Raw genomic sequence first — 17,823 nt, forward strand, 5'->3', positions numbered from 1 at the left:
CCCGAAAGCATTCGGGATTGCTTTCAAAAGAAATAAGTGTTGACGATATGATCCTTCTCTGAAGGCCTATACATAGGACCCACTGTTGGCTGTATGTGCCTAAATTTGGAGTAGTTTTTGCACGTAAAATAACGTAGTATATTTACTTGTTCGTATATTCGATTTTTAGCTACATTTAGGGCATAAAAAACCTCCTGTCCGAATCAGGAGGGAAAAACAAAAGGCTCGCCAGCCACGTTTTTATTTGGTGCAATTAAAAGAAGAGGCTCTGAATAGCCTTAATTGCCGACGCAAGACCAGCAATGATCTTGCAGATTTGTAAAATAATACCCACCAGCTTCTTTAACTTGGTGGGTTTGTTGTCTATGGTTTCCATAGGTTTATGTCAACTGTTTTAACAGCCAACTACTTTAGGGGACAACATCCCTAATTAAATCAAAAAGAGCTACAAATAAAAAAACGACAATCAAACCCGATCTTTTGGTTTAAATGCCGTCAACTGATATGGTTTTCCAAAAAAGGCCGGATTCTTACCCTAAATTACTGATTTTTATTATACATAAATCTTCAATTCAAGGAATTTTTACACACAGAATATATGAAGGTGGGCATTATTAGCTCATCCAGTCTTGAAGGCAAATTCAATGTTGACTGTTAGTGCCTTTTGTCTCACGATGACAAGAAAATATCGTCCCACAATGCAGAGGTGTCGTCCGACAAGCCTGTTATAGATGTTTGTAAATATGGGTTTGTTCTTTGTGATGGTAAAAAGGGGTATGGCAAGTATGAAATAAAATTCCCTAAAGTTGATATGGTTGTGCTGTTAATAGAAGCTGCTAATATGTACTCACTATATTACTGGCAGAAAGATAATAGGGTTAGTGTCGCCGAAAGGTATATTGTCAACACGCAAGAACATTTTGATTTTTTGATCTTAAATGGAAGGGTTGGCTATTTATTTAAACAGCAGCCCATGTCGTATCCTGCCTAAAGTGGCTTACAAATTCTTTAAATTCGGATGGCGCACCTTTAACTGGCCTTTTTTGTTTATAGTGCATATAGGTATCCGCCTGCTTATCTCGTGTTTGTCGTAAGTTATTTAAATAATGGTTAGTTCTCGTATCTGGGTTAAACTCCGTTTCCAAATTAAATTCTTCCAATAGTTTAGAATACAACTTATCAAAGTTCCTTTCGTTATCGCCGTGCTGGTTTATAAAATCATAAACAGCTTTTACCCTTTCTTTTCTGGTCATTGTTATTTGTTTTCTATTTGGTAAATAAGCCTACTGGTATTTTCTTCCATGTCTGCTTTAAATTCGGCAATAGTTTGCGCCTTGTCGTATTTATTATAATCATCCAATTCAAAATTTGTACTAAATAATAGTCCACCAATTTCATTTTCCTTGTAGTTGTCAGAAGTGAAGCCATACTCTTTACAATACCTTTTTATTAGGTATTGAATTATTTCTCTTGCTTCCCAATATTCGTTATTTGAACCTTTATAATACGAAAGACGTTCAGAAGTATCCCTCAACCACTTTACACAGTCTAAAAACGAAAGTTCATTTAGTTTTTCTTCTTTAAGTATTTTGTCAGGGAAAGCCATTGTCAAATATTTTAAAGTTTATGTCCTGCGTTATGTGTCAACCGTAATGAATGTGTCCAACCGTTAATGTCTATTCCCCTGTCAGTCGCTCCTATGAAAAACCAAACTTGATAGGCATTACAGCCAACGATCGGGATTTACGAAGTGCCCACGGATGGAGCAGATGCGGGAGCGAAAGCCAGAGGCTTTCAGCGAAGCAGCTGCGAGAATCTGTGGGTACGTGGAAATTTATCGGGGCATTTTGTAAATCCTCATGTTCACCGCAGGTGGCTTGCACAAAGTTCACCGCCCGATAAATTTACAAGTAAATCCCGATCGTTCGACCGCAATAGCTTAGGAGAAAAAGACCGGGAGTCCGCAAAGCGGACGAAGGGATTTTTCCTTGTGCAAGGCATTGCGGTCGAACGTGTGTATTTCTGCTAAAATACGCTACTAATATCGATGCACAATTTTTTCAATTACTTCTTTTCAAGCTACTTAGCTAAAAAAACGCTATTCATAAAAGTAGCGCAAATACAACTCACCACAATAGTAAATTATCCAGCGGACTTATAATTTTTAGTAGGTACTTAAAACTAGTATGAAGATAGTGCAGAGTCGTTTTAATATCGTTATGACCCATTGTCATTTCCTCCGAAGTAATCCCCTGTTGCCTGGATGCATGAAAAAAGGGTATCAGCTTCCCGACACCCTTTCTTTAAATGTTTGCTATCATCAATTCATCCGCATTCTAATATTTCCGCCCGGGTTGTTTTTTTGCATTTCATCCATCATCTTATTTCTTTCTTTGGCAAACTCATCCGGAGTTACTTTTTTTCCTTTGGTTGGTTCTTTGATGGCAGCAATAGCTGCTTTCGGAGAAATTTCCACTGCGGTGTAGACAGATCTTCCGTTGTTGGTTTCGAGGCTTAGAATAAGACCCGGCAATTGTCCCTGCACTTCGGGGCCAACAGAAACCGGGATATCGGTAGTAAACCAGGCGACAATGGTGGAGGTGTCATCAACTTCCTTTCGTACCATTTTTCCATTGTCCATCGACATCATCATTCTTTTGCCGATGCGTTGTGAAGTGGCTTTGCGGCAGAGATGGGTCAGGATGGTTTTTGTTTCGTCGGTTAGTTTCCAATTACCCCGGCGAATGCTATCGGTGATCAAAAACTTTTTATCAAAGAATTCACGGAGCTCCACTTTTTTTGATTTTTCAAGATCACAGAATGTCACATCATCGGCGCCGCCAAAACTGCGAATCATCATTCCTCCACCTCCCGGGTTTTCCTCGGGCATTTCATCGTCCATTTGCCGGATGATCATCTGGCCATTGGCAAAATCCATTTCAAACTTATCGGTCCTGGTCCTGGGCATTTCCCGTTCGGGGCCGGCGTTATCTGCAATTCTAATTTGCATTTGGACGGTTCGCTGGTATATTACTTTACCTTCTTTTTGCTGTGCCTGTAGCTTAACCAGGGAAAACATAGCCAGTACACAAAAAACTATCTTGTTCATTTGTAGTTGATTTTAAACCGAAGCTACTATACGGGAAAAACACAATCGGTTAACCAGCCTTGCATAAAGGTTAATAAAGGTTAATGCGACTTAAAATGCGGCCTGCATTCAATTACATTTGTAAGGCAATTAAATGGTATGAACAGACTTCGTTGGCTGGCAATCTTGATGGGTGCGGTTATCCTGGTGATAACCGGCTTCCAGGTGTACTGGCTGAAGGATAATTATAATCGTGAAAAAAAGTCGGTCGAGATAAGAGTGCAGTCACTTTTCCGTGAAATGGTCCGGGATATGCAGGATTCTGTTTTGCAAAATAAATTAAGAGACGTACTGAAGGATAGTTCAATCAAAACGAGTTTCAGGAAACGATCACTGGATGGTGATGAGGTCGCTTTACGCAATCCGCCCCGCACCGCACGGGTTTTGAATATTCTCAATAAGCAGCTGTCACGGGATTCATCGAAAGGGAAAAGGGGTGTTTTTATTTCACTAAATAAAGACGCAGCATTTCGGAAGAAGGATAGCCCTGGACAACCCGGAGTCATATTTGATTCATTGCAACCCCGGACAATTGATAAAATGATCGTCGTAACGGATCAGCCATCACTGCCTCAAAACCCGGCAAAAAAAGATGAGGTGCGTGAAATTAGCGTAGCAGGTACAGTAGCAAAGGACAGCATTGGTAAAAGCAGATCCGGACCCAGCACTATTTATTTTACTACAGGTGACGGGGATAATTTCAGGATCAGGATTGACTCGCTGTTTAATGACTCGATACCCGTAGAAAAAATCAGTTCAGTTTTCGGCAAAAAACTGCAGGAGCAAAACCTGGCTGTTCCATTCACCATTTCGTATCGACCCGAGGCGTTTCCTTTAGAAGAAGATTTTTTTAGAAAGGCTCCACCTGGTGATAGTTTCGCAGGGTACAAAATTCAGCTGGGGAATGCTTTTTCTTTTTTGCTCAAAAAAATATCGTTACCCATTCTTTTCTCTGTGTTCCTGGTAGGTCTGACCGTTGCTTCTTTTATTCTATTATACCGGAGTCTTTTGCGTCAACACAGGCTGGCCCAATTAAAAAATGATTTGATCAGTAACATTACCCATGAATTAAAAACCCCTATTGCAACCGTTGGCGTGGCCATTGAAGCGTTAAAGAATTTTAATGCCATGCAGGATCCTAATAAAACCAAGGAATACCTCGACATTTCACAAAACGAATTGCAACGGCTGGGCCTGTTGGTCGACAAAGTATTAAAACTTTCCATGTTCGAAAACAAGGAGATGGAGTTAAAGTATGAATGGTTTGACCTGGAAGAAGTGGTAAATGAAGTGGTGGCATCCTTAAGATTGCAGTTGGAGAAATACAATGCCAGCATCGTTGTGAGTACCGAAGGCAACCTGCTTATCAAAGGCGATCGCACACATTTACTAAGTGTTGTATTTAACCTGCTGGACAACGCCCTAAAATATAGTAAGGGTAATACTGCCATACAGGTCGATATCAAAGAACAGGAAAATACGATTGAGTTAAAAGTAACAGACAATGGTATCGGTATCCCGGCCGAATACCGGGAGAAAATATTTGAAAAATTTTTCAGGGTGCCGACAGGTGATACACACAATGCAAAAGGGCATGGTTTGGGATTAAGCTATGTGGCAAAAGTGATTCAGCGTCACCATGGTTCAATTAGTGTGAGCAGCCATGAAGGCCTGGGCAGCACGTTCACCATCCAACTACCGAAAACAGGTAACGCATAAAAAATATAAATGGCGACAACAAAAATTTTCTACGTTGAAGACGAGCTGTTCCTTGGGAAAATAGTAAAGGAAAGCCTGGAAAGCCGTGGCTTTGAAGTGGTGATGGAAAGCGATGGCGCCAAAGCGACAGCAGCATTTAAAAAAGCTGTACCGGATGTCTGTGTGCTGGATATAATGTTGCCCAATAAAGATGGTTTTGCCATAGCCGATGAAATAAGGGAATTGAATGAAGAAGTGCCGATCATTTTTTTAACGGCAAAAACCCAAACCGAAGATGTAGTAAAAGGCTTTACACTGGGCGCCAATGATTATATCCGTAAACCTTTTAGCATGGAAGAGTTGATTGTCCGCATACAACATGCACTGCGACATAAAGCAACACCCAATCAAAAAATCACGGGAGACTCAGTGATGATAGGCCGGTATAACTTTCAGCTTAACCGCCAGCTACTCAGCAATGGAAAAGAAGACCGCAAATTGTCATACCGCGAAAATGAATTATTGAAATTGTTATACGAAAACCGCGACAAGATCATTGACCGCAAAGACATCCTGAATTTGCTTTGGGGAAATGATTCGTTTTTCAACTCACGCAATTTGGATGTTTACATCACCAAACTCAGAAGCTATTTAAAAGAAGATCCTTCATTGGAGATTATCACGATTAAGGGAATTGGCTATCGGTTTGTGGCCCCCTCCAAACCTCCTCCGCCAGCCGGCGGAGAGGCTTGCTAAGCACAGACCCTGATAGCTGAAGTGACAGAGAAGTATAAGCAAGTTATTTTATTCTGTTCCTAATAAATAAGGTAATAAGGTGGTTGCTCATTAATAGTATTTTCTACTAAGGTTAGTTCATGCGCTAAAAAACCTTAGTAGAAATGGCCACCCAGCATCAATAACCTTATTACCTTATCCTTAACTTAATGATATTGCCCTAAGGGGGGAAGGTCAGGATGGGGCCTCCGCTTCCCTCGCTTCTATCTCGTATTTATTATTCATGTAGCCTTTACGAATACTTTCCCAGGTGTAAAGAAAAATAAAACGGATGAACCCGTAGCGTTGAAACTGCTCAATATGTTTTAGCTCGTGCAGCAGCCAATTTTTGTTCTCCAAAAATTCCTCCCGGCAAGTGTTATGCAAGTGAATAGTCTTGCCGATCACAATAGCGACCTTTTTGCTGCCCAGTTTTAACGCAGCCAACCTGGCGATAAATGATTTTTCTTTAATACGGTAAGCTGTCATCAACATTCGAATGAAAGGTTTTGCACTTAGGAAGATGCATTATAGTCAACAATGGTTGCCGCCTGATTTTTTTGCACCGGACTATTCTACTTTTGTAATCCAAAAAATCGGGCAGGCATGGCCATAACAAAAGCAGTTTCGGCAACACAAATTTTTAACGGTGAGCTATGGCTTCGTGACCATGCGATACTAATCGAAAGAGACAGGATAACCGCTGTAGAGCCCGTTTCATCATTGCCCGATTCTATAAAAATTGAACAGTTTAGTGGCTCGCTTGTTCCGGCTTTTATTGATTTGCAGATTTATGGCGCTTATGAAAAATTGCTGGCTGTATACCCGGAAGCTGACTCCCTTTTTAAACTAAATGAGTATTGCCGTAAGGGCGGAGCGGTTTATTGCCTGCCAACTGTTGCTACCAATACCTACGAGGTCTTTCACCAGTCTATCGATGCAATCCGGGATTATTGGAACCAGGGTGGAGAGGGAGTATTAGGTATTCATCTCGAGGGGCCCTGGATCAACCCGGTAAAAAGAGGGGCACACATTGAGTCACTGATTCATTCACCTGCTGTACAACAGGTGAAGGATTTGCTGGAATATGGAAAAGGGGTGATAAAAATGATTACCCTGGCGCCAGAAGTCTGTAGCCGGCAAGTGATCGATTTGATCCTTTCGTACAACATTGTTATTTCAGCGGGACATAGCAATGCCAGTTATGAGCAGGCTATTCATAGTTTTGAAAACGGTATTACAACCGTCACACATTTATACAATGCTATGAGCCCTTTGCAACACCGGTCGCCGGGATTGGTAGGCGCAGCCATGGATCATGAAAAAGTAATGGCCAGCATTATACCCGATGGTCACCATGTTGATTATGCAGCCGTCCGCATTGCTAAAGAAGTGATGAGGGAAAGACTATTTGTAATAACAGATGCCGTAACGACGACGGACAAAGGTGGGTACCAGCATTCCCTGGCTGGTGATAAGTATGAAGCGGGTGGAATACTAAGTGGTTCGGCTTTGACGATGGGAAAGGCCATACAAAATTTAGTGACTTATGCAGGCATAGAGCTGAGCGAAGCTCTCAAAATGTGTAGTCTCTACCCGGCGAAAGTGATGGGACTGGATAAAGAATTAGGAAAGATTGGAAAAGGCTACCGGGCTAAAATGGTTTTATTAAATGAGGAGAATGATGTGGTTCAATTAATAGATTGATGATTTTGGTAAATAATGACCAGGAATGCTGATGAATACTTTTATAAACGAGGCTTTTTTGTGACTGAAGTTTACCCAACCCTTAATTAAGCCGACTAAATAGGATGCGGATCGTATTGAAACTGTAATACGATTGATATGTGAAGAAGTTCTGTTGACCTGGCCGATCCGGTTATTGAAGCAAGACCGTTCAGAATTTTATGCCGTTGATCATTCATAGGTAATCCGCTAATAGACGGTTAGTGGTATTAAGTATTGAAATTAATGTTGTAATTTCAATATGCCTCCCTACCCACCACCATGGCTCGCCAGCAATAGTAGCATATATAACAACATCCCGGTTGTATAAATGACACGATGATTTGGATGGCAACGCAAATTTTCAGCTACCGGTTTTGTTGTTGATCAATAGCCGTTGAAAAAATATCGCTATGGCTGATATATTTATTAGCTATTCGAGTGAGGATAAAACCAATGTAAAACTAATTGCAGAGCTGCTGGAGCGGCATGGCTGGAGCGTTTGGTGGGACCGTGACATACCTCATGGCCGGCCATTTGATACGGTGATCGAAGAGGAACTGACGGCTGCGTTTTGTGTTATTGTCATCTGGACCAAACGATCCGTGGCATCGGAATGGGTAAAGAATGAAGCAAACGAAGCCCTGCAAGCTGGTAAGCTGGTCCCGATTTTACTAGAAAATGTTCCCCTCCCGCTTGCATTCAAACGAACGGAAGCCGCATTGCTGATGGATTGGAAAGGCGAGTTGGACCATCATGAGTTGCCCTTGTTATTTAACTCTATTGAACAAACCATTCAAAAGAATAAAACAAAAAAGGGAGTTTCCGGAGATAAACCAAAAGCCAGTGAATGGAAGTTAAACGAAAAGCTGATCAATCCCTCTGCCGCTAGGGGATATATTGCGATTGCCGTTATCGGGTTTATTGTTTCCTTATTCGCCATTTACTATTATTTAAACTTTATACAGGGCAAGGTAAATGACCAGGCAGATCAACGGGTTTTTTATCTCATTTTAATCATTTTTGGAATAGCTGCCAGTGCGGTCATTTTTGGTGTGATGAACTCGTATGCAACATTGAGAGGTGAACAATTCAATACAAAGTTTAAACTTGCCGGCCCTATTGTAGGAGTAGTGCTCACCGTTTTTGGTGGCTTTTATCTTCCTCATCGTGAAGCTGTGAAAACAATAACCATCAGGGTTTTTGATAAAAATAAAAATCCTGTCATGCAAGGCGATGTAAAAGTTTACCTGAAAGAATATATCCGCAATCAATCAATCGATAAAATGGGACAGGCATTATTTACCGGCATTCCCGCCGGAGCGTCGGAGAGTAAGATAAAAATCGAAGTATCCAGTCCGGGCTATGCTACCAGGCAGTTTGATACGGTCATGAATCGATCCGGTGTTATTGAGCTGACCTTACCACTTACGGCGGTGGTATTTATTTCCGGGCAGGTGAAAAGAGCCAATGAAACACCCATCAGTGATGTGGAGATTAACGTTGATGGAACGAGATATGTAGCGCATTCTATTTCCAATGGAACTTATACGCTCCGGCTGGAAGAATATACTCTCGGCGATGAGATAACGATCACTACTACCCATGAAGGGTTTGAAGATAAAACGAGAGCCATCCGCATCAATTCGCCAGAGATCAGGGATGTTGATTTTGTATTGAATCCGATAAACCATTAAATAATCTTATCATGAAAAATTTTATTTACACTGTCTTGCTGTTATTATTGTATGATGCTGCTGTCTGCCAGGACCTGATTATAAAGGGAAGGATCAGGTGCATCAATCAAACTCCTAATTCTACCAAGGGTGCGGAAAACATTGTTGTTGTCCCCACCTTTATGCCTTCCCGGTCGGCCATTACGGCCTCGAGTCCTTCGGGCTATTTTGAGTTTAATACGAAAACAGATCTGCAAAAGCTGCAGGACAAACAGGTAAACATAAATATTATTTCCCGTTGCAGTAATTGTAAGGACATGGTAAAAAGAGTGTTTATTTCCGAGGACCAGGACCGGCAAAACAGGGATGACAGTAAATCTTACGTGACTATCAAAAAATGGATGGTAGAAAAAAATTGCAAAGAAGTGGAGTTGTCTTCATTTAAAGCAGACAGTGTTTTGAATGTGGTAATGAAGCAGCCGGATGTAAAGTTGAGTGAGTTAGGAAATGCAACGGCTGTGGCGGGAACACCAGCCTTGTTGAATTTGCTGACTACGCTTACAACTGTCCTTGTGCCTGTACCTCCCGCAACAGGTATCTTTCAGGCCGTGGAGTTAAGAGAAGGACAGATAAGCTATGGTCAATTTTTGTTTGCCTCTCCATTAACGCATACAGCATCAACAGGATTTAATTTTTCTCCCGCACGTGATTTATCAGAGTCTGTATTTTGGAATCCATCGGCATTGGTCAACAGTAAAAAACAGCTCAATATTAATTTTTTGACCAATGTGAAGAATAATGGAAAGCTGAATGGATTTTTTAAAATTACTGACAAAGTTTACCTGGGAGTTGGTGGAATTTATACACGGCAGGATGAGTTTCGGGATGGCGATTTTAAAAGTGATCCTACTGACCCTACAGAGGTTCCCAAATTCGTAGATTCTCTTACTATGAAATTGAAGGAGTATGCCGTTTATATAAGCCCGGCCTACAAGATAAACAATCAACTTAGTGTAGGTCTGTCCGCAAAATCAATCTGGCAGGATTTTAATATTCCAAACACAATAAACATCCAACAAGATCAGGACGGTATAACTTCAAATACTTTTACTTTTAACTCGGTTAAGAAACAGCGTTTTGATGTAGACGTTTCGGTAAGTTACAAGGTCTCCAAACAGCTCCAGGTTGGCCTAAACGCCATGAACCTTGCAGGAACAAAATTATATGCTGATGCATTTGTACCGGGCCAGGAAAATATTTTTTTTCAAAATCAACGTTCTTTTGGTCTCGGGCTTTGCTATAAATGGCAGCGGTTCAACTTCGGAGCCGATCTTTTATTTACCGAAGATGATTTTTATGATGCGGCTTTTGGTGTCAACTATGTTCCTTTTAATGATGCCCTGATTTCCGCCGGCATCGCAGTGAAGCAATTGAGTTATTCATTTGCCATCCGGCTTAAACATTTCCGCCTTGCTTATATTGATGACAACGATTTTTTGATAAATGAAAAAAGAAAAGGCAAATCAGGAGTATTGAACGGAAGATTGTATGGAGGCTTTGCTTTTAGTTTTTAGGAAGTAGAATTTTTTCACCCCTTCTTCGACAAAGGATTTTTCAATACATAGATGGCTACCTCTTCTTTCAGCCTGTTATAAACAAAATTGTTTTTTTCAAGCAATTTTACCGACCGGCTATTTTCGGGATCAAGAATGGCTTCTATGATGTGAAGTTTCATTTGTTCAAATCCATATAGTATCACTTTGCTGATTGCTTCCCGCATAAGTCCCTTACCCTGGAAGTCGGATGCATCACATAACCTATTTCGGCCTTTTTATTTCTTTTAGCAATGTTCCAGAAGCAAATGGTGCCGATCAGCTATGGGTGATCTCATTATCATCCTCGGATCTTAAATGTCGAAGTGTTGAAACCTTTCATAATTAGCCAGGCTGTTGTACTTTAAGATTCTCTACTATTCGTTGCAGGGTCAGAACTGTAACCTGGTAGTCCATTTCGGTAATGCCGGAAATGGCTTTTTGCCGAAAAGCTTTTTGTTGTTCAAAACACTCCTGGTGCAATTTTTTTCCTCCGGAGGTTAAAAACAGGATATCGTCCTTTACTTCAATCAGGTTGTCATTGGTAAGCTTCAATAAAATCTGTTCAAGGCTTTCCTCATTTGCAAACGGGCTTAAAAGACTAAATAAAGCAGCCTTTTGAAGTGAACCATTTTCGTGAATACTGTTTAACACCTGCCAGCCGGTACGTGTAATGCCGGCATTGGAGTGAATGGCATCTATTCCCGCTGTCAAAAGATTATCAGCTTGTTTGATCCAATACCCAATAGGTAATTTCTGCGGTTGCATTGTTGCTGTCATTTAATGCCGTAATGTATATTTTTTAAATCAGACGGTAACCTGCTTCATAAATAAAAAAGAGCCGGTGTCGCGGCTCCTTCACAAGACTTTTGCTTTTCCTTTCAGTGATAGTTAGTTTCCCTGGTTTTTGCTATAGTTGATCATCCATTTGATACCAAACTTGTCGGTAAAGCTGCCGAAATAATCACCCCAAAACATATCGGCCATTGGCATCTCTACTTCGCCGCCGGCTGATAAAGCATTGAAAAGTTTGTCAGCTTCTTCTTTGCTGACCGGGTGAAGTGATACATATACATTGTTGCCAACATTCAATTTATGACCCATAGAGGGAATGATATCAGAAGCCATCAAGATGTCGCCACTGTCGTTGATCGGTAAAGACACATGCATGACGCGATTTTTTTCTTCAGCCGGCAGGTCACCGCAGCCCGGTGCATCACCCATGCGGTGTATCCCACCAAGGAACTCAGTGCCAAATACAGACTTATAAAAATTAAATGCGGCTTCTGCAGTGCCATCAAAATTGAGATAAGGATTCATTTTTGCCATACAATCATTTTTAGTAGTTAAAGAATTTAGTTCAAATTAAGGTTTATAATGAGGAATAATAAACCGTTTGTTTCATCGGTCATTCCGCTGATCAAATTTACCCGGTAACGCGTTGTGACAAAGATGGTAATGGCGACATTTTAGAGGGTTAAAAACGACAATGCCGGGAGACCAATTCCCGGCATTGCTTAACTCTTTTATGGATTAACTTGAAATCTCCCAGTCGAACTATCACCCCTCAGGCGACGGTTCCTTCGGCGATGGCTTCTTCCTTTTTCCATTGCTTGTGATCCATCACAAAAGTGCCGAAAGGTAGAATGGATGCGACGAATGATTTAATCAACCACGCCCAGTCTCTTTTATATTCTCTTTTTACTTCCCAGGCCATAATCATGAATGCGATAAATAATAGGCCGTGTACTCCACCAACAATGGTAACAGCCATCGGCATATTAGCCATGTATTTCAAAGGCATCGCAATCAGTAAAAGAACTAAAAAAGAAACACCTTCTGCGAAAGCGATTTTTCTAAACCAGCTATATGTTTTTTTCATGAGTACTCTTTGTATAAGTATTGATACGTCAATTATAAGACTCTTAAGCCCCTTTAGGGGTTGGGGTCAATAATTCACCACCTGCTCCTCAATCGTTTCCGGAATTTCCCGCCACTCGTATTGCTGGTTGCGCAATTGTGGCTCAAAGCCGGCATCACGAATAGCCTGCTGTATGGTTTTATAAGTAAAACGATGCGGGGCACCCGCCGCACTCACCACATTTTCTTCAATCATGATTGAACCAAAATCGTTGGCGCCACTATGCAGGCATACCTGCGCTGTTTGCTTGCCCACTGTCAGCCACGATGCCTGTATATTTTTAATATTGGGCAGCATGATGCGGCTTAAAGCGATCATGCGGATATATTCATCAGTGGTTGTGAGATTGTGTACGCCCCGGATCTTTGCCAACAGGGTATCGACATCCTGGAAGGTCCAGGGAATGAAGGCAAGAAAACCCTGCCTGCCGGCAGGCAGGCTTTTGCCGCCTTCCTTTGCCATCTCTTGCACCTCTCTAATCTTAACCAGGTGTTCAAAACGTTCTTCGATCGTTTCCACATGGCCAAACATCATCGTAGCAGAAGTAGTGATATTGAGTTTATGTGCTTCATGCATTATATCCAGCCACTCCTGTGCGCCACATTTTCCTTTAGAGATAAGACGGCGCACCCGGTCTATCAATATTTCAGCACCGGCTCCCGGTAATGAATCCATGCCAGCTTCCTTCAATGCCGTCAGCACTTCTTTATGCGTACTTTTTTCCAGCTTGGTAATATGTGCTACTTCCGGTGGTCCGAGGGCATGCAACTTGATGGTAGGAAATTCATTTTTTATCTGGCGAAACGTATCAACGTAAAATTGGAGTCCAAGTTCAGGATGGTGACCTCCCTGCAACAATAACTGGTCACCGCCATACCTTAGTGTTTCTTCAATCTTTTTTCGGTAAACAGGCATTTCTGTGATATAGGCTTCAGCATGCCCGGGAATGCGAAAAAAATTACAAAACTTGCAGTTGGCAATACATACATTGGTCGTATTTACATTGCGGTCGATCTGCCAGGTCACCTTACCATGCGGCACCTGTTTTTTTCGTAGCTCATCCGCTACAAACATCAGATCGGTAAGTGGTGCATGATGATAGAGATAAACACCTTCCTCTACAGATAGAAACTCAAACTTCGATGCACGGGTCAACAGATCAGGTAATTCCATTTTCATTTTTTTTACACGCTGCCTGGGAAATATACCGGTGTTTATCTTTCACGTGAACCGGCCTGCAAAAATACAATGCTATAACAAGAAATAAGATGAACGGTTTTGTTTTAGCAGCCCAAACAACTAAATTTATTGGAACATGAGCGGCTTTACGTCATTTTACCCATTCTGCTTGTTTTACAAAACATTGATTACAGTCGAAATTGCCGATATCGCCATATGAAAAGGAGAAAACTAAAGTTATTTATCGTGCTGCTGCTGTCCGTATCATTTGCCGGTGCCCAGGAGGAGTTTATAGAGCCGACTTCCAGGACACTAACTACCATTCCATTTACGCAGCTGACCGGAGGTGTGGTGATATTACAAGCTCAACTGGATGATTTTCCCGATACGCTTAATTTTATTTTGGATAGCGGGAGTAGCGGCATCTCACTCGACTCAACAACAGTGGCCTATTTTAAGCTAACCCCTGAAGCATCTGACCGTACCATCAGGGGAATAGCCGGCATAAAAAAGGTGGGCTTTTTATATAATCGCAAACTTAAATTTCCGAATCTTACCGTCGACAGTTTAAATTTTCATGTCAATGATTATTCTGTGCTTACCAGTGTATATGGTGAACAGATCGACGGCATTATCGGGTATTCATTATTGAGTCGTTATATTATAAAAATTAATTATGATAGTCTTAAAATAGGTATCTGTAGCAAAGGCACCATTAAATATCCACGCGGTGGTTTCCTTTTCAAGCCAATCATCAGTACGCTACCCGTACAATTTGGAAGGATCAAAGACGAGGGGACTTTCCAGGCCCGCTTCCTGCATGATATTGGCGCCGGTGTTTGTTTAATGCTTTCCGAAGATTTTGTAAACGACAGCGCATTATTACAAAAAAAAAGAAAACTATGGCCCAAAGATGGGGAAGGGATAGGTGGGAAAGTAAGCATGAACCTGACGATCGTGAAAGAATTTAAGTTGGGGCCTTACAGGTTTCGGAATGTGCCCACCTATATTTTTGATGATGCTTTTAATGTCACTTCTTATCCATACCTCGCTGGTTTGATCGGCAATGATTTGCTGCGACGCTTTAATGTGATTTTCAATTACCCCAAAAGAGATATTCATTTGATCCCGAATTCACATTTCCGTGATCCTTTTGACTACTCTTATTCCGGCATTGAACTGTATTATATTGATGGTCGGATAGAAATGGGCAGCGTGGCTAAAGGCTCTCCGGCTGAGCTGGCCGGTATTAAACAGGGCGATATCGTTATTTCAGTGAATAATGACATGTCTCAAAATTTTAGCAGATATAAAACTGCGCTGCTTGCACCAAATACGAAAGTCAAGCTCATCCTGCGCCGCGGCGAAGAATTGATTCAAACCGAAATGAAGGTGAAAAGTATATTTTAATTACAACATCGGTCCTGGTTGGCCTCCATTTAGCCCACAAACTATTCAATTATTTATCCGCTGAGTTTAATACTTTTGAGACCTTGTATTTTACAGGTTTAAACTTTCTTTTTTACCCGCTGTTATCAAGCTATGATTCAATTTGAAAAATTTACCTTGGCCAACGGATTGCGTGTCATCGTTCATCGTGATGAGTCAACCCCTATGGCCGTGATGAATATCATGTATGATGTTGGTGCAAGAGATGAGGATCCGAATCGCACAGGATTTGCCCACTTATTTGAGCATTTGATGTTTGGAGGTTCCGTCAATATTGAAAACTATGATGAGCCGCTGCAAATGGCCGGCGGGGAAAACAATGCATATACTACGAACGATCTTACCAATTATTATTTACAAATCCCCGCGGAGAATATTGAGACGGGTTTTTGGTTAGAGAGTGACAGGATGTTATCCCTTGCTTTTGGCGAAAAAAGTCTCGAAGTGCAGCGTAAAGTAGTGGTGGAAGAATTTAAGGAACATTATCTCAACAAGCCTTACGGAGATGCCTGGCACAAGATGCGGGAACTGGCTTATAAAACACACCCCTATCGCTGGATGACCATCGGTAAGGAACTCTCACACATCGAAACAGCGCAGCTCGATGATGTAAAGAAATTTTTCTTTAAACATTACCGGCCTGTGAATGCAATCCTGGTTGTAGCGGGCAACGTGACGGTAGAAAAAGTGAAAGAGCTGGCAGAAAAATGGTTTGGCGATATACCTGCCGGTGAAAAATATGAAAGAAACATTTTGCCGGAACCTGTACAGAATGAAGAAAGAAGGCAGACTATAAAAGCAGATGTGCCATTGGATGCTTTTTATAAATGTTGGCATATATACCCAAGGCTCGACAAGAGATATTATATCGCCGATTTGCTGTCAGAAATTTTAAGTGGGGGTGGTTCATCACGATTATACCAGGCGTTGGTAAAAGAAAAACAACTCTTCAGTAATATCGAGTGTCATCATTTCGGCAGTACGGATGCCGGCGTGCTGGCCATTGAAGGAAAGCTGGTGAAAGGCGTAAAAATAGAAGATGCGGAAAAGGCTGTGGAAGATGTTTTGGAAGAGCTGAAACAAAATCCCGTAACACAGGCAGAATTGCAAAAGGTAAAAAATAAAACGGAAAGCATGATCGCTTTTGAAGACATGAGCGTTATGAACCGGGCGAATAGTCTTGCTTATTACGAATTGCTGGGTGATGCTGAACTAATGAATACAGAACTTCAAAAATATGCCGACGTAACCGTGCAGGACATATTGGAAGAGAGCCGCAATATTTTCAGAAAAGAAAACAGTAATACGATCTGGTACCTGGCTAATAATTAATTTATAAAAGACAAGCGATGATAGATAGGACGGCTGCGCCGAAAATTGTAGATGCGGTAAATTTCAACCTGCATTTAAAGCCTTATAAAAAAATTACGTTAAAGAATAATATAGATGTCTACACCATTGAAGCAGGAGCAGAAGATGTGATGCTGGTAGAATGGGTGTATTATGCCGGCAACTGGTATGAAGATAAAAACCTGGTAGCCGCTACTACTAACCTGATGTTGAAAAATGGGACATCAAAAAAAACAGCTTTCCAGATCAATGAACATTTTGAATATTATGGTTCTTATCTGAATCGAACCTGCCATAGCGAAACAGCATCTGTGACGTTGCATTGTTTGACAAAACATATACAGGAACTATTGCCAGTGGTAAAAGAGCTCTTGACCGACTCTGTTTTTCCCGGGGAAGAATTGGCCATAGCCAAACAGAACATGAAGCAACGCTTAAAGGTGAACCTGAAGAAAAGTGATTTTGTAGCAGGGCGTCTTATCGATGTGTATTTGTATGGCGAACAACATCCCTATGGCCGCTTTAGTAAAGAAGAAGATTTTGATGCGCTGACAAGAGAGCAGTTGATTGATTTTTATAAAAAATATTACCAGCAGGGAAAACTCGTCATGTTTGTTGCTGGTAGATTACCCAACAATTTAGAAGAATTGCTCAATGAGCATTTTGGTGATCTGACCAATCAACCGGTGACAGAAAATCAATTTGCCATTCATCCGGTGCCAGAAAAAAAATTCAGAATTTCCAATGATCCAAAGGGAGTACAGGGCTCTATTCGGATAGCAAGGCCGTTTATAAATCGTCACCACCCTGATCACACCAAGGCCCAGGTGCTGAATACTGTGTTTGGCGGCTTCTTTGGCTCAAGGCTGATGGATAATATCCGGGAAGACAAAGGATATACCTATGGTATACACAGCTATTTTCAAAATCACCTGCACGATGCGGCATGGATGATCAGTACCGAAGCCGGCAAAGATGTGTGTGAAGCTGCTATTACAGAAGTGTACAAGGAAATGAAAATATTGCGGGAAGAGCTGGTAGAAGACGATGAATTATTACTGGTTAAAAATTTCCTGATCGGAACCGTGTTGGGCGACCTCGACGGACCCTTTCATATCATTGCCCGATGGAAGAATATTATCCTGAACAACCTGGATGAAAATTATTTTTATCATTCTGTTGATACGATCAAAAATATCAGCGCTAAAGAGTTGCAGGAACTGGCGAATAAATATCTGCTGCCAGAAGATTTTTATGAATTGGTAGTGGTCTAGATTTCTAATTTATTTGAGATTTGAGGTTAACATCGGT

The 17,823-nt window shown here is 41.3% G+C and carries 17 protein-coding genes and 1 pseudogene; 8 read left to right on the plus strand and 10 right to left on the minus strand.

The window, feature by feature from the left end:
* Positions 1–253: 253 nt before the first annotated feature.
* From ACFEL9_RS11925 to ACFEL9_RS11940, 4 genes are all read right to left on the minus strand, one after another.
* On the minus strand, positions 254–376 hold the full coding sequence (locus ACFEL9_RS11925; protein WP_385890076.1) for a hypothetical protein: 123 nt from the start codon (positions 374–376) through the stop codon (positions 254–256).
* 583 nt (positions 377–959) lie between these two features.
* Positions 960–1,253: a hypothetical protein gene (locus tag ACFEL9_RS11930; protein WP_385890079.1), complete on the minus strand. Its 294-nt coding sequence runs from the start codon at positions 1,251–1,253 to the stop codon at positions 960–962.
* Positions 1,254–1,255: 2 nt separating this feature from the next.
* A complete protein-coding gene (locus tag ACFEL9_RS11935; RefSeq protein ID WP_385890082.1) occupies positions 1,256–1,606 on the minus strand; it encodes a hypothetical protein in 351 nt (116 codons plus the stop codon).
* A gap of 714 nt (positions 1,607–2,320) precedes the next feature.
* Entirely contained in the window at positions 2,321–3,109 is a 789-nt protein-coding gene (locus ACFEL9_RS11940) for a GLPGLI family protein (RefSeq protein WP_385890085.1), read from the minus strand.
* A gap of 138 nt (positions 3,110–3,247) precedes the next feature.
* Here ACFEL9_RS11940 and ACFEL9_RS11945 point away from each other — a divergent pair, with 138 nt between their 5' ends.
* Both ACFEL9_RS11945 and ACFEL9_RS11950 read left to right on the plus strand, forming a co-directional pair.
* Entirely contained in the window at positions 3,248–4,867 is a 1,620-nt protein-coding gene (locus ACFEL9_RS11945) for a sensor histidine kinase (protein ID WP_385890088.1), read from the plus strand.
* A gap of 9 nt (positions 4,868–4,876) precedes the next feature.
* Positions 4,877–5,602, plus strand: a complete 726-nt coding sequence (locus ACFEL9_RS11950; RefSeq protein WP_385890091.1) for a response regulator transcription factor — start codon at positions 4,877–4,879, stop codon at positions 5,600–5,602.
* Positions 5,603–5,815: 213 nt separating this feature from the next.
* On the opposite strand, the gene ACFEL9_RS11955 is transcribed toward ACFEL9_RS11950, so the two are convergent.
* Positions 5,816–6,115, minus strand: coding sequence for a DUF4157 domain-containing protein (locus tag ACFEL9_RS11955; RefSeq protein ID WP_385890094.1), 300 nt, complete (start codon positions 6,113–6,115; stop codon positions 5,816–5,818).
* A gap of 111 nt (positions 6,116–6,226) precedes the next feature.
* On the opposite strand from ACFEL9_RS11955, the gene nagA reads away from it, so the two are divergent.
* The 3 genes from nagA (at position 6,227) to ACFEL9_RS11970 (ending at position 10,595) form a co-directional block, all read left to right on the plus strand.
* Complete coding sequence (gene nagA / locus ACFEL9_RS11960; RefSeq protein WP_385890096.1) at positions 6,227–7,327, plus strand: N-acetylglucosamine-6-phosphate deacetylase; 1,101 nt, start codon at positions 6,227–6,229, stop codon at positions 7,325–7,327.
* 431 nt (positions 7,328–7,758) lie between these two features.
* The gene (locus ACFEL9_RS11965; RefSeq protein ID WP_385890099.1) at positions 7,759–9,042 is read left to right on the plus strand and encodes a TIR domain-containing protein; all 1,284 of its coding nucleotides are present in this window, start codon (positions 7,759–7,761) and stop codon (positions 9,040–9,042) included.
* Between the two features lie 11 nt (positions 9,043–9,053).
* On the plus strand, positions 9,054–10,595 hold the full coding sequence (locus tag ACFEL9_RS11970) for a PorV/PorQ family protein (protein ID WP_385890102.1): 1,542 nt from the start codon (positions 9,054–9,056) through the stop codon (positions 10,593–10,595).
* Between the two features lie 14 nt (positions 10,596–10,609).
* On the opposite strand, the pseudogene ACFEL9_RS11975 reads toward ACFEL9_RS11970, so the two are convergent.
* The 5 genes and pseudogenes from ACFEL9_RS11975 to mqnC all read right to left on the minus strand — a co-directional run.
* Positions 10,610–10,816: pseudogene (locus ACFEL9_RS11975) on the minus strand (GNAT family N-acetyltransferase); the annotation flags it as partial.
* A gap of 142 nt (positions 10,817–10,958) precedes the next feature.
* Positions 10,959–11,381 carry a MarR family winged helix-turn-helix transcriptional regulator gene (locus ACFEL9_RS11980; RefSeq protein WP_385890104.1) on the minus strand — a complete coding sequence of 141 codons (423 nt, stop codon included), beginning with the start codon at positions 11,379–11,381 and terminating at the stop codon, positions 10,959–10,961.
* A gap of 123 nt (positions 11,382–11,504) precedes the next feature.
* The gene (locus tag ACFEL9_RS11985; RefSeq protein ID WP_385890107.1) at positions 11,505–11,942 is read right to left on the minus strand and encodes a VOC family protein; all 438 of its coding nucleotides are present in this window, start codon (positions 11,940–11,942) and stop codon (positions 11,505–11,507) included.
* A gap of 238 nt (positions 11,943–12,180) precedes the next feature.
* Positions 12,181–12,495: a DUF3817 domain-containing protein gene (locus ACFEL9_RS11990; RefSeq protein WP_385890109.1), complete on the minus strand. Its 315-nt coding sequence runs from the start codon at positions 12,493–12,495 to the stop codon at positions 12,181–12,183.
* A gap of 66 nt (positions 12,496–12,561) precedes the next feature.
* The gene (gene mqnC / locus ACFEL9_RS11995; protein WP_385890112.1) at positions 12,562–13,713 is read right to left on the minus strand and encodes a cyclic dehypoxanthinyl futalosine synthase; all 1,152 of its coding nucleotides are present in this window, start codon (positions 13,711–13,713) and stop codon (positions 12,562–12,564) included.
* 216 nt (positions 13,714–13,929) lie between these two features.
* Here mqnC and ACFEL9_RS12000 point away from each other — a divergent pair, with 216 nt between their 5' ends.
* The 3 genes from ACFEL9_RS12000 (at position 13,930) to ACFEL9_RS12010 (ending at position 17,786) form a co-directional block, all read left to right on the plus strand.
* Positions 13,930–15,123 (plus strand): aspartyl protease family protein, encoded by a 1,194-nt coding sequence (locus ACFEL9_RS12000; RefSeq protein ID WP_385890114.1) that lies wholly within the window; start codon positions 13,930–13,932, stop codon positions 15,121–15,123.
* Positions 15,124–15,255: 132 nt separating this feature from the next.
* Positions 15,256–16,494, plus strand: a complete 1,239-nt coding sequence (locus ACFEL9_RS12005; RefSeq protein ID WP_385890117.1) for a M16 family metallopeptidase — start codon at positions 15,256–15,258, stop codon at positions 16,492–16,494.
* 17 nt (positions 16,495–16,511) lie between these two features.
* A complete protein-coding gene (locus ACFEL9_RS12010; protein WP_385890119.1) occupies positions 16,512–17,786 on the plus strand; it encodes a M16 family metallopeptidase in 1,275 nt (424 codons plus the stop codon).
* Positions 17,787–17,823: the final 37 nt, after the last annotated feature.

Origin of the sequence: Terrimonas alba, from assembly GCF_042434975.1 — a bacterium.
GTDB classification, from domain to species: domain Bacteria; phylum Bacteroidota; class Bacteroidia; order Chitinophagales; family Chitinophagaceae; genus Terrimonas_B; species Terrimonas_B alba.

What these genes read in the sequence shown, in the direction of transcription:
- ACFEL9_RS11925 (WP_385890076.1), bottom strand. Translation starts at nt 376, where the DNA reads ATGGAAACCATAGACAACAAACCCACCAAGTTAAAGAAGCTGGTGGGT.
- ACFEL9_RS11930 (WP_385890079.1), bottom strand. Translation starts at nt 1,253, where the DNA reads ATGACCAGAAAAGAAAGGGTAAAAGCTGTTTATGATTTTATAAACCAG.
- ACFEL9_RS11935 (WP_385890082.1), bottom strand. Translation starts at nt 1,606, where the DNA reads ATGGCTTTCCCTGACAAAATACTTAAAGAAGAAAAACTAAATGAACTT.
- ACFEL9_RS11940 (WP_385890085.1), bottom strand. Translation starts at nt 3,109, where the DNA reads ATGAACAAGATAGTTTTTTGTGTACTGGCTATGTTTTCCCTGGTTAAG.
- ACFEL9_RS11945 (WP_385890088.1), top strand. Translation starts at nt 3,248, where the DNA reads ATGAACAGACTTCGTTGGCTGGCAATCTTGATGGGTGCGGTTATCCTG.
- ACFEL9_RS11950 (WP_385890091.1), top strand. Translation starts at nt 4,877, where the DNA reads ATGGCGACAACAAAAATTTTCTACGTTGAAGACGAGCTGTTCCTTGGG.
- ACFEL9_RS11955 (WP_385890094.1), bottom strand. Translation starts at nt 6,115, where the DNA reads ATGTTGATGACAGCTTACCGTATTAAAGAAAAATCATTTATCGCCAGG.
- nagA (WP_385890096.1), top strand. Translation starts at nt 6,227, where the DNA reads ATGGCCATAACAAAAGCAGTTTCGGCAACACAAATTTTTAACGGTGAG.
- ACFEL9_RS11965 (WP_385890099.1), top strand. Translation starts at nt 7,759, where the DNA reads ATGGCTGATATATTTATTAGCTATTCGAGTGAGGATAAAACCAATGTA.
- ACFEL9_RS11970 (WP_385890102.1), top strand. Translation starts at nt 9,054, where the DNA reads ATGAAAAATTTTATTTACACTGTCTTGCTGTTATTATTGTATGATGCT.
- ACFEL9_RS11980 (WP_385890104.1), bottom strand. Translation starts at nt 11,381, where the DNA reads ATGCAACCGCAGAAATTACCTATTGGGTATTGGATCAAACAAGCTGAT.
- ACFEL9_RS11985 (WP_385890107.1), bottom strand. Translation starts at nt 11,942, where the DNA reads ATGGCAAAAATGAATCCTTATCTCAATTTTGATGGCACTGCAGAAGCC.
- ACFEL9_RS11990 (WP_385890109.1), bottom strand. Translation starts at nt 12,495, where the DNA reads ATGAAAAAAACATATAGCTGGTTTAGAAAAATCGCTTTCGCAGAAGGT.
- mqnC (WP_385890112.1), bottom strand. Translation starts at nt 13,713, where the DNA reads ATGAAAATGGAATTACCTGATCTGTTGACCCGTGCATCGAAGTTTGAG.
- ACFEL9_RS12000 (WP_385890114.1), top strand. Translation starts at nt 13,930, where the DNA reads ATGAAAAGGAGAAAACTAAAGTTATTTATCGTGCTGCTGCTGTCCGTA.
- ACFEL9_RS12005 (WP_385890117.1), top strand. Translation starts at nt 15,256, where the DNA reads ATGATTCAATTTGAAAAATTTACCTTGGCCAACGGATTGCGTGTCATC.
- ACFEL9_RS12010 (WP_385890119.1), top strand. Translation starts at nt 16,512, where the DNA reads ATGATAGATAGGACGGCTGCGCCGAAAATTGTAGATGCGGTAAATTTC.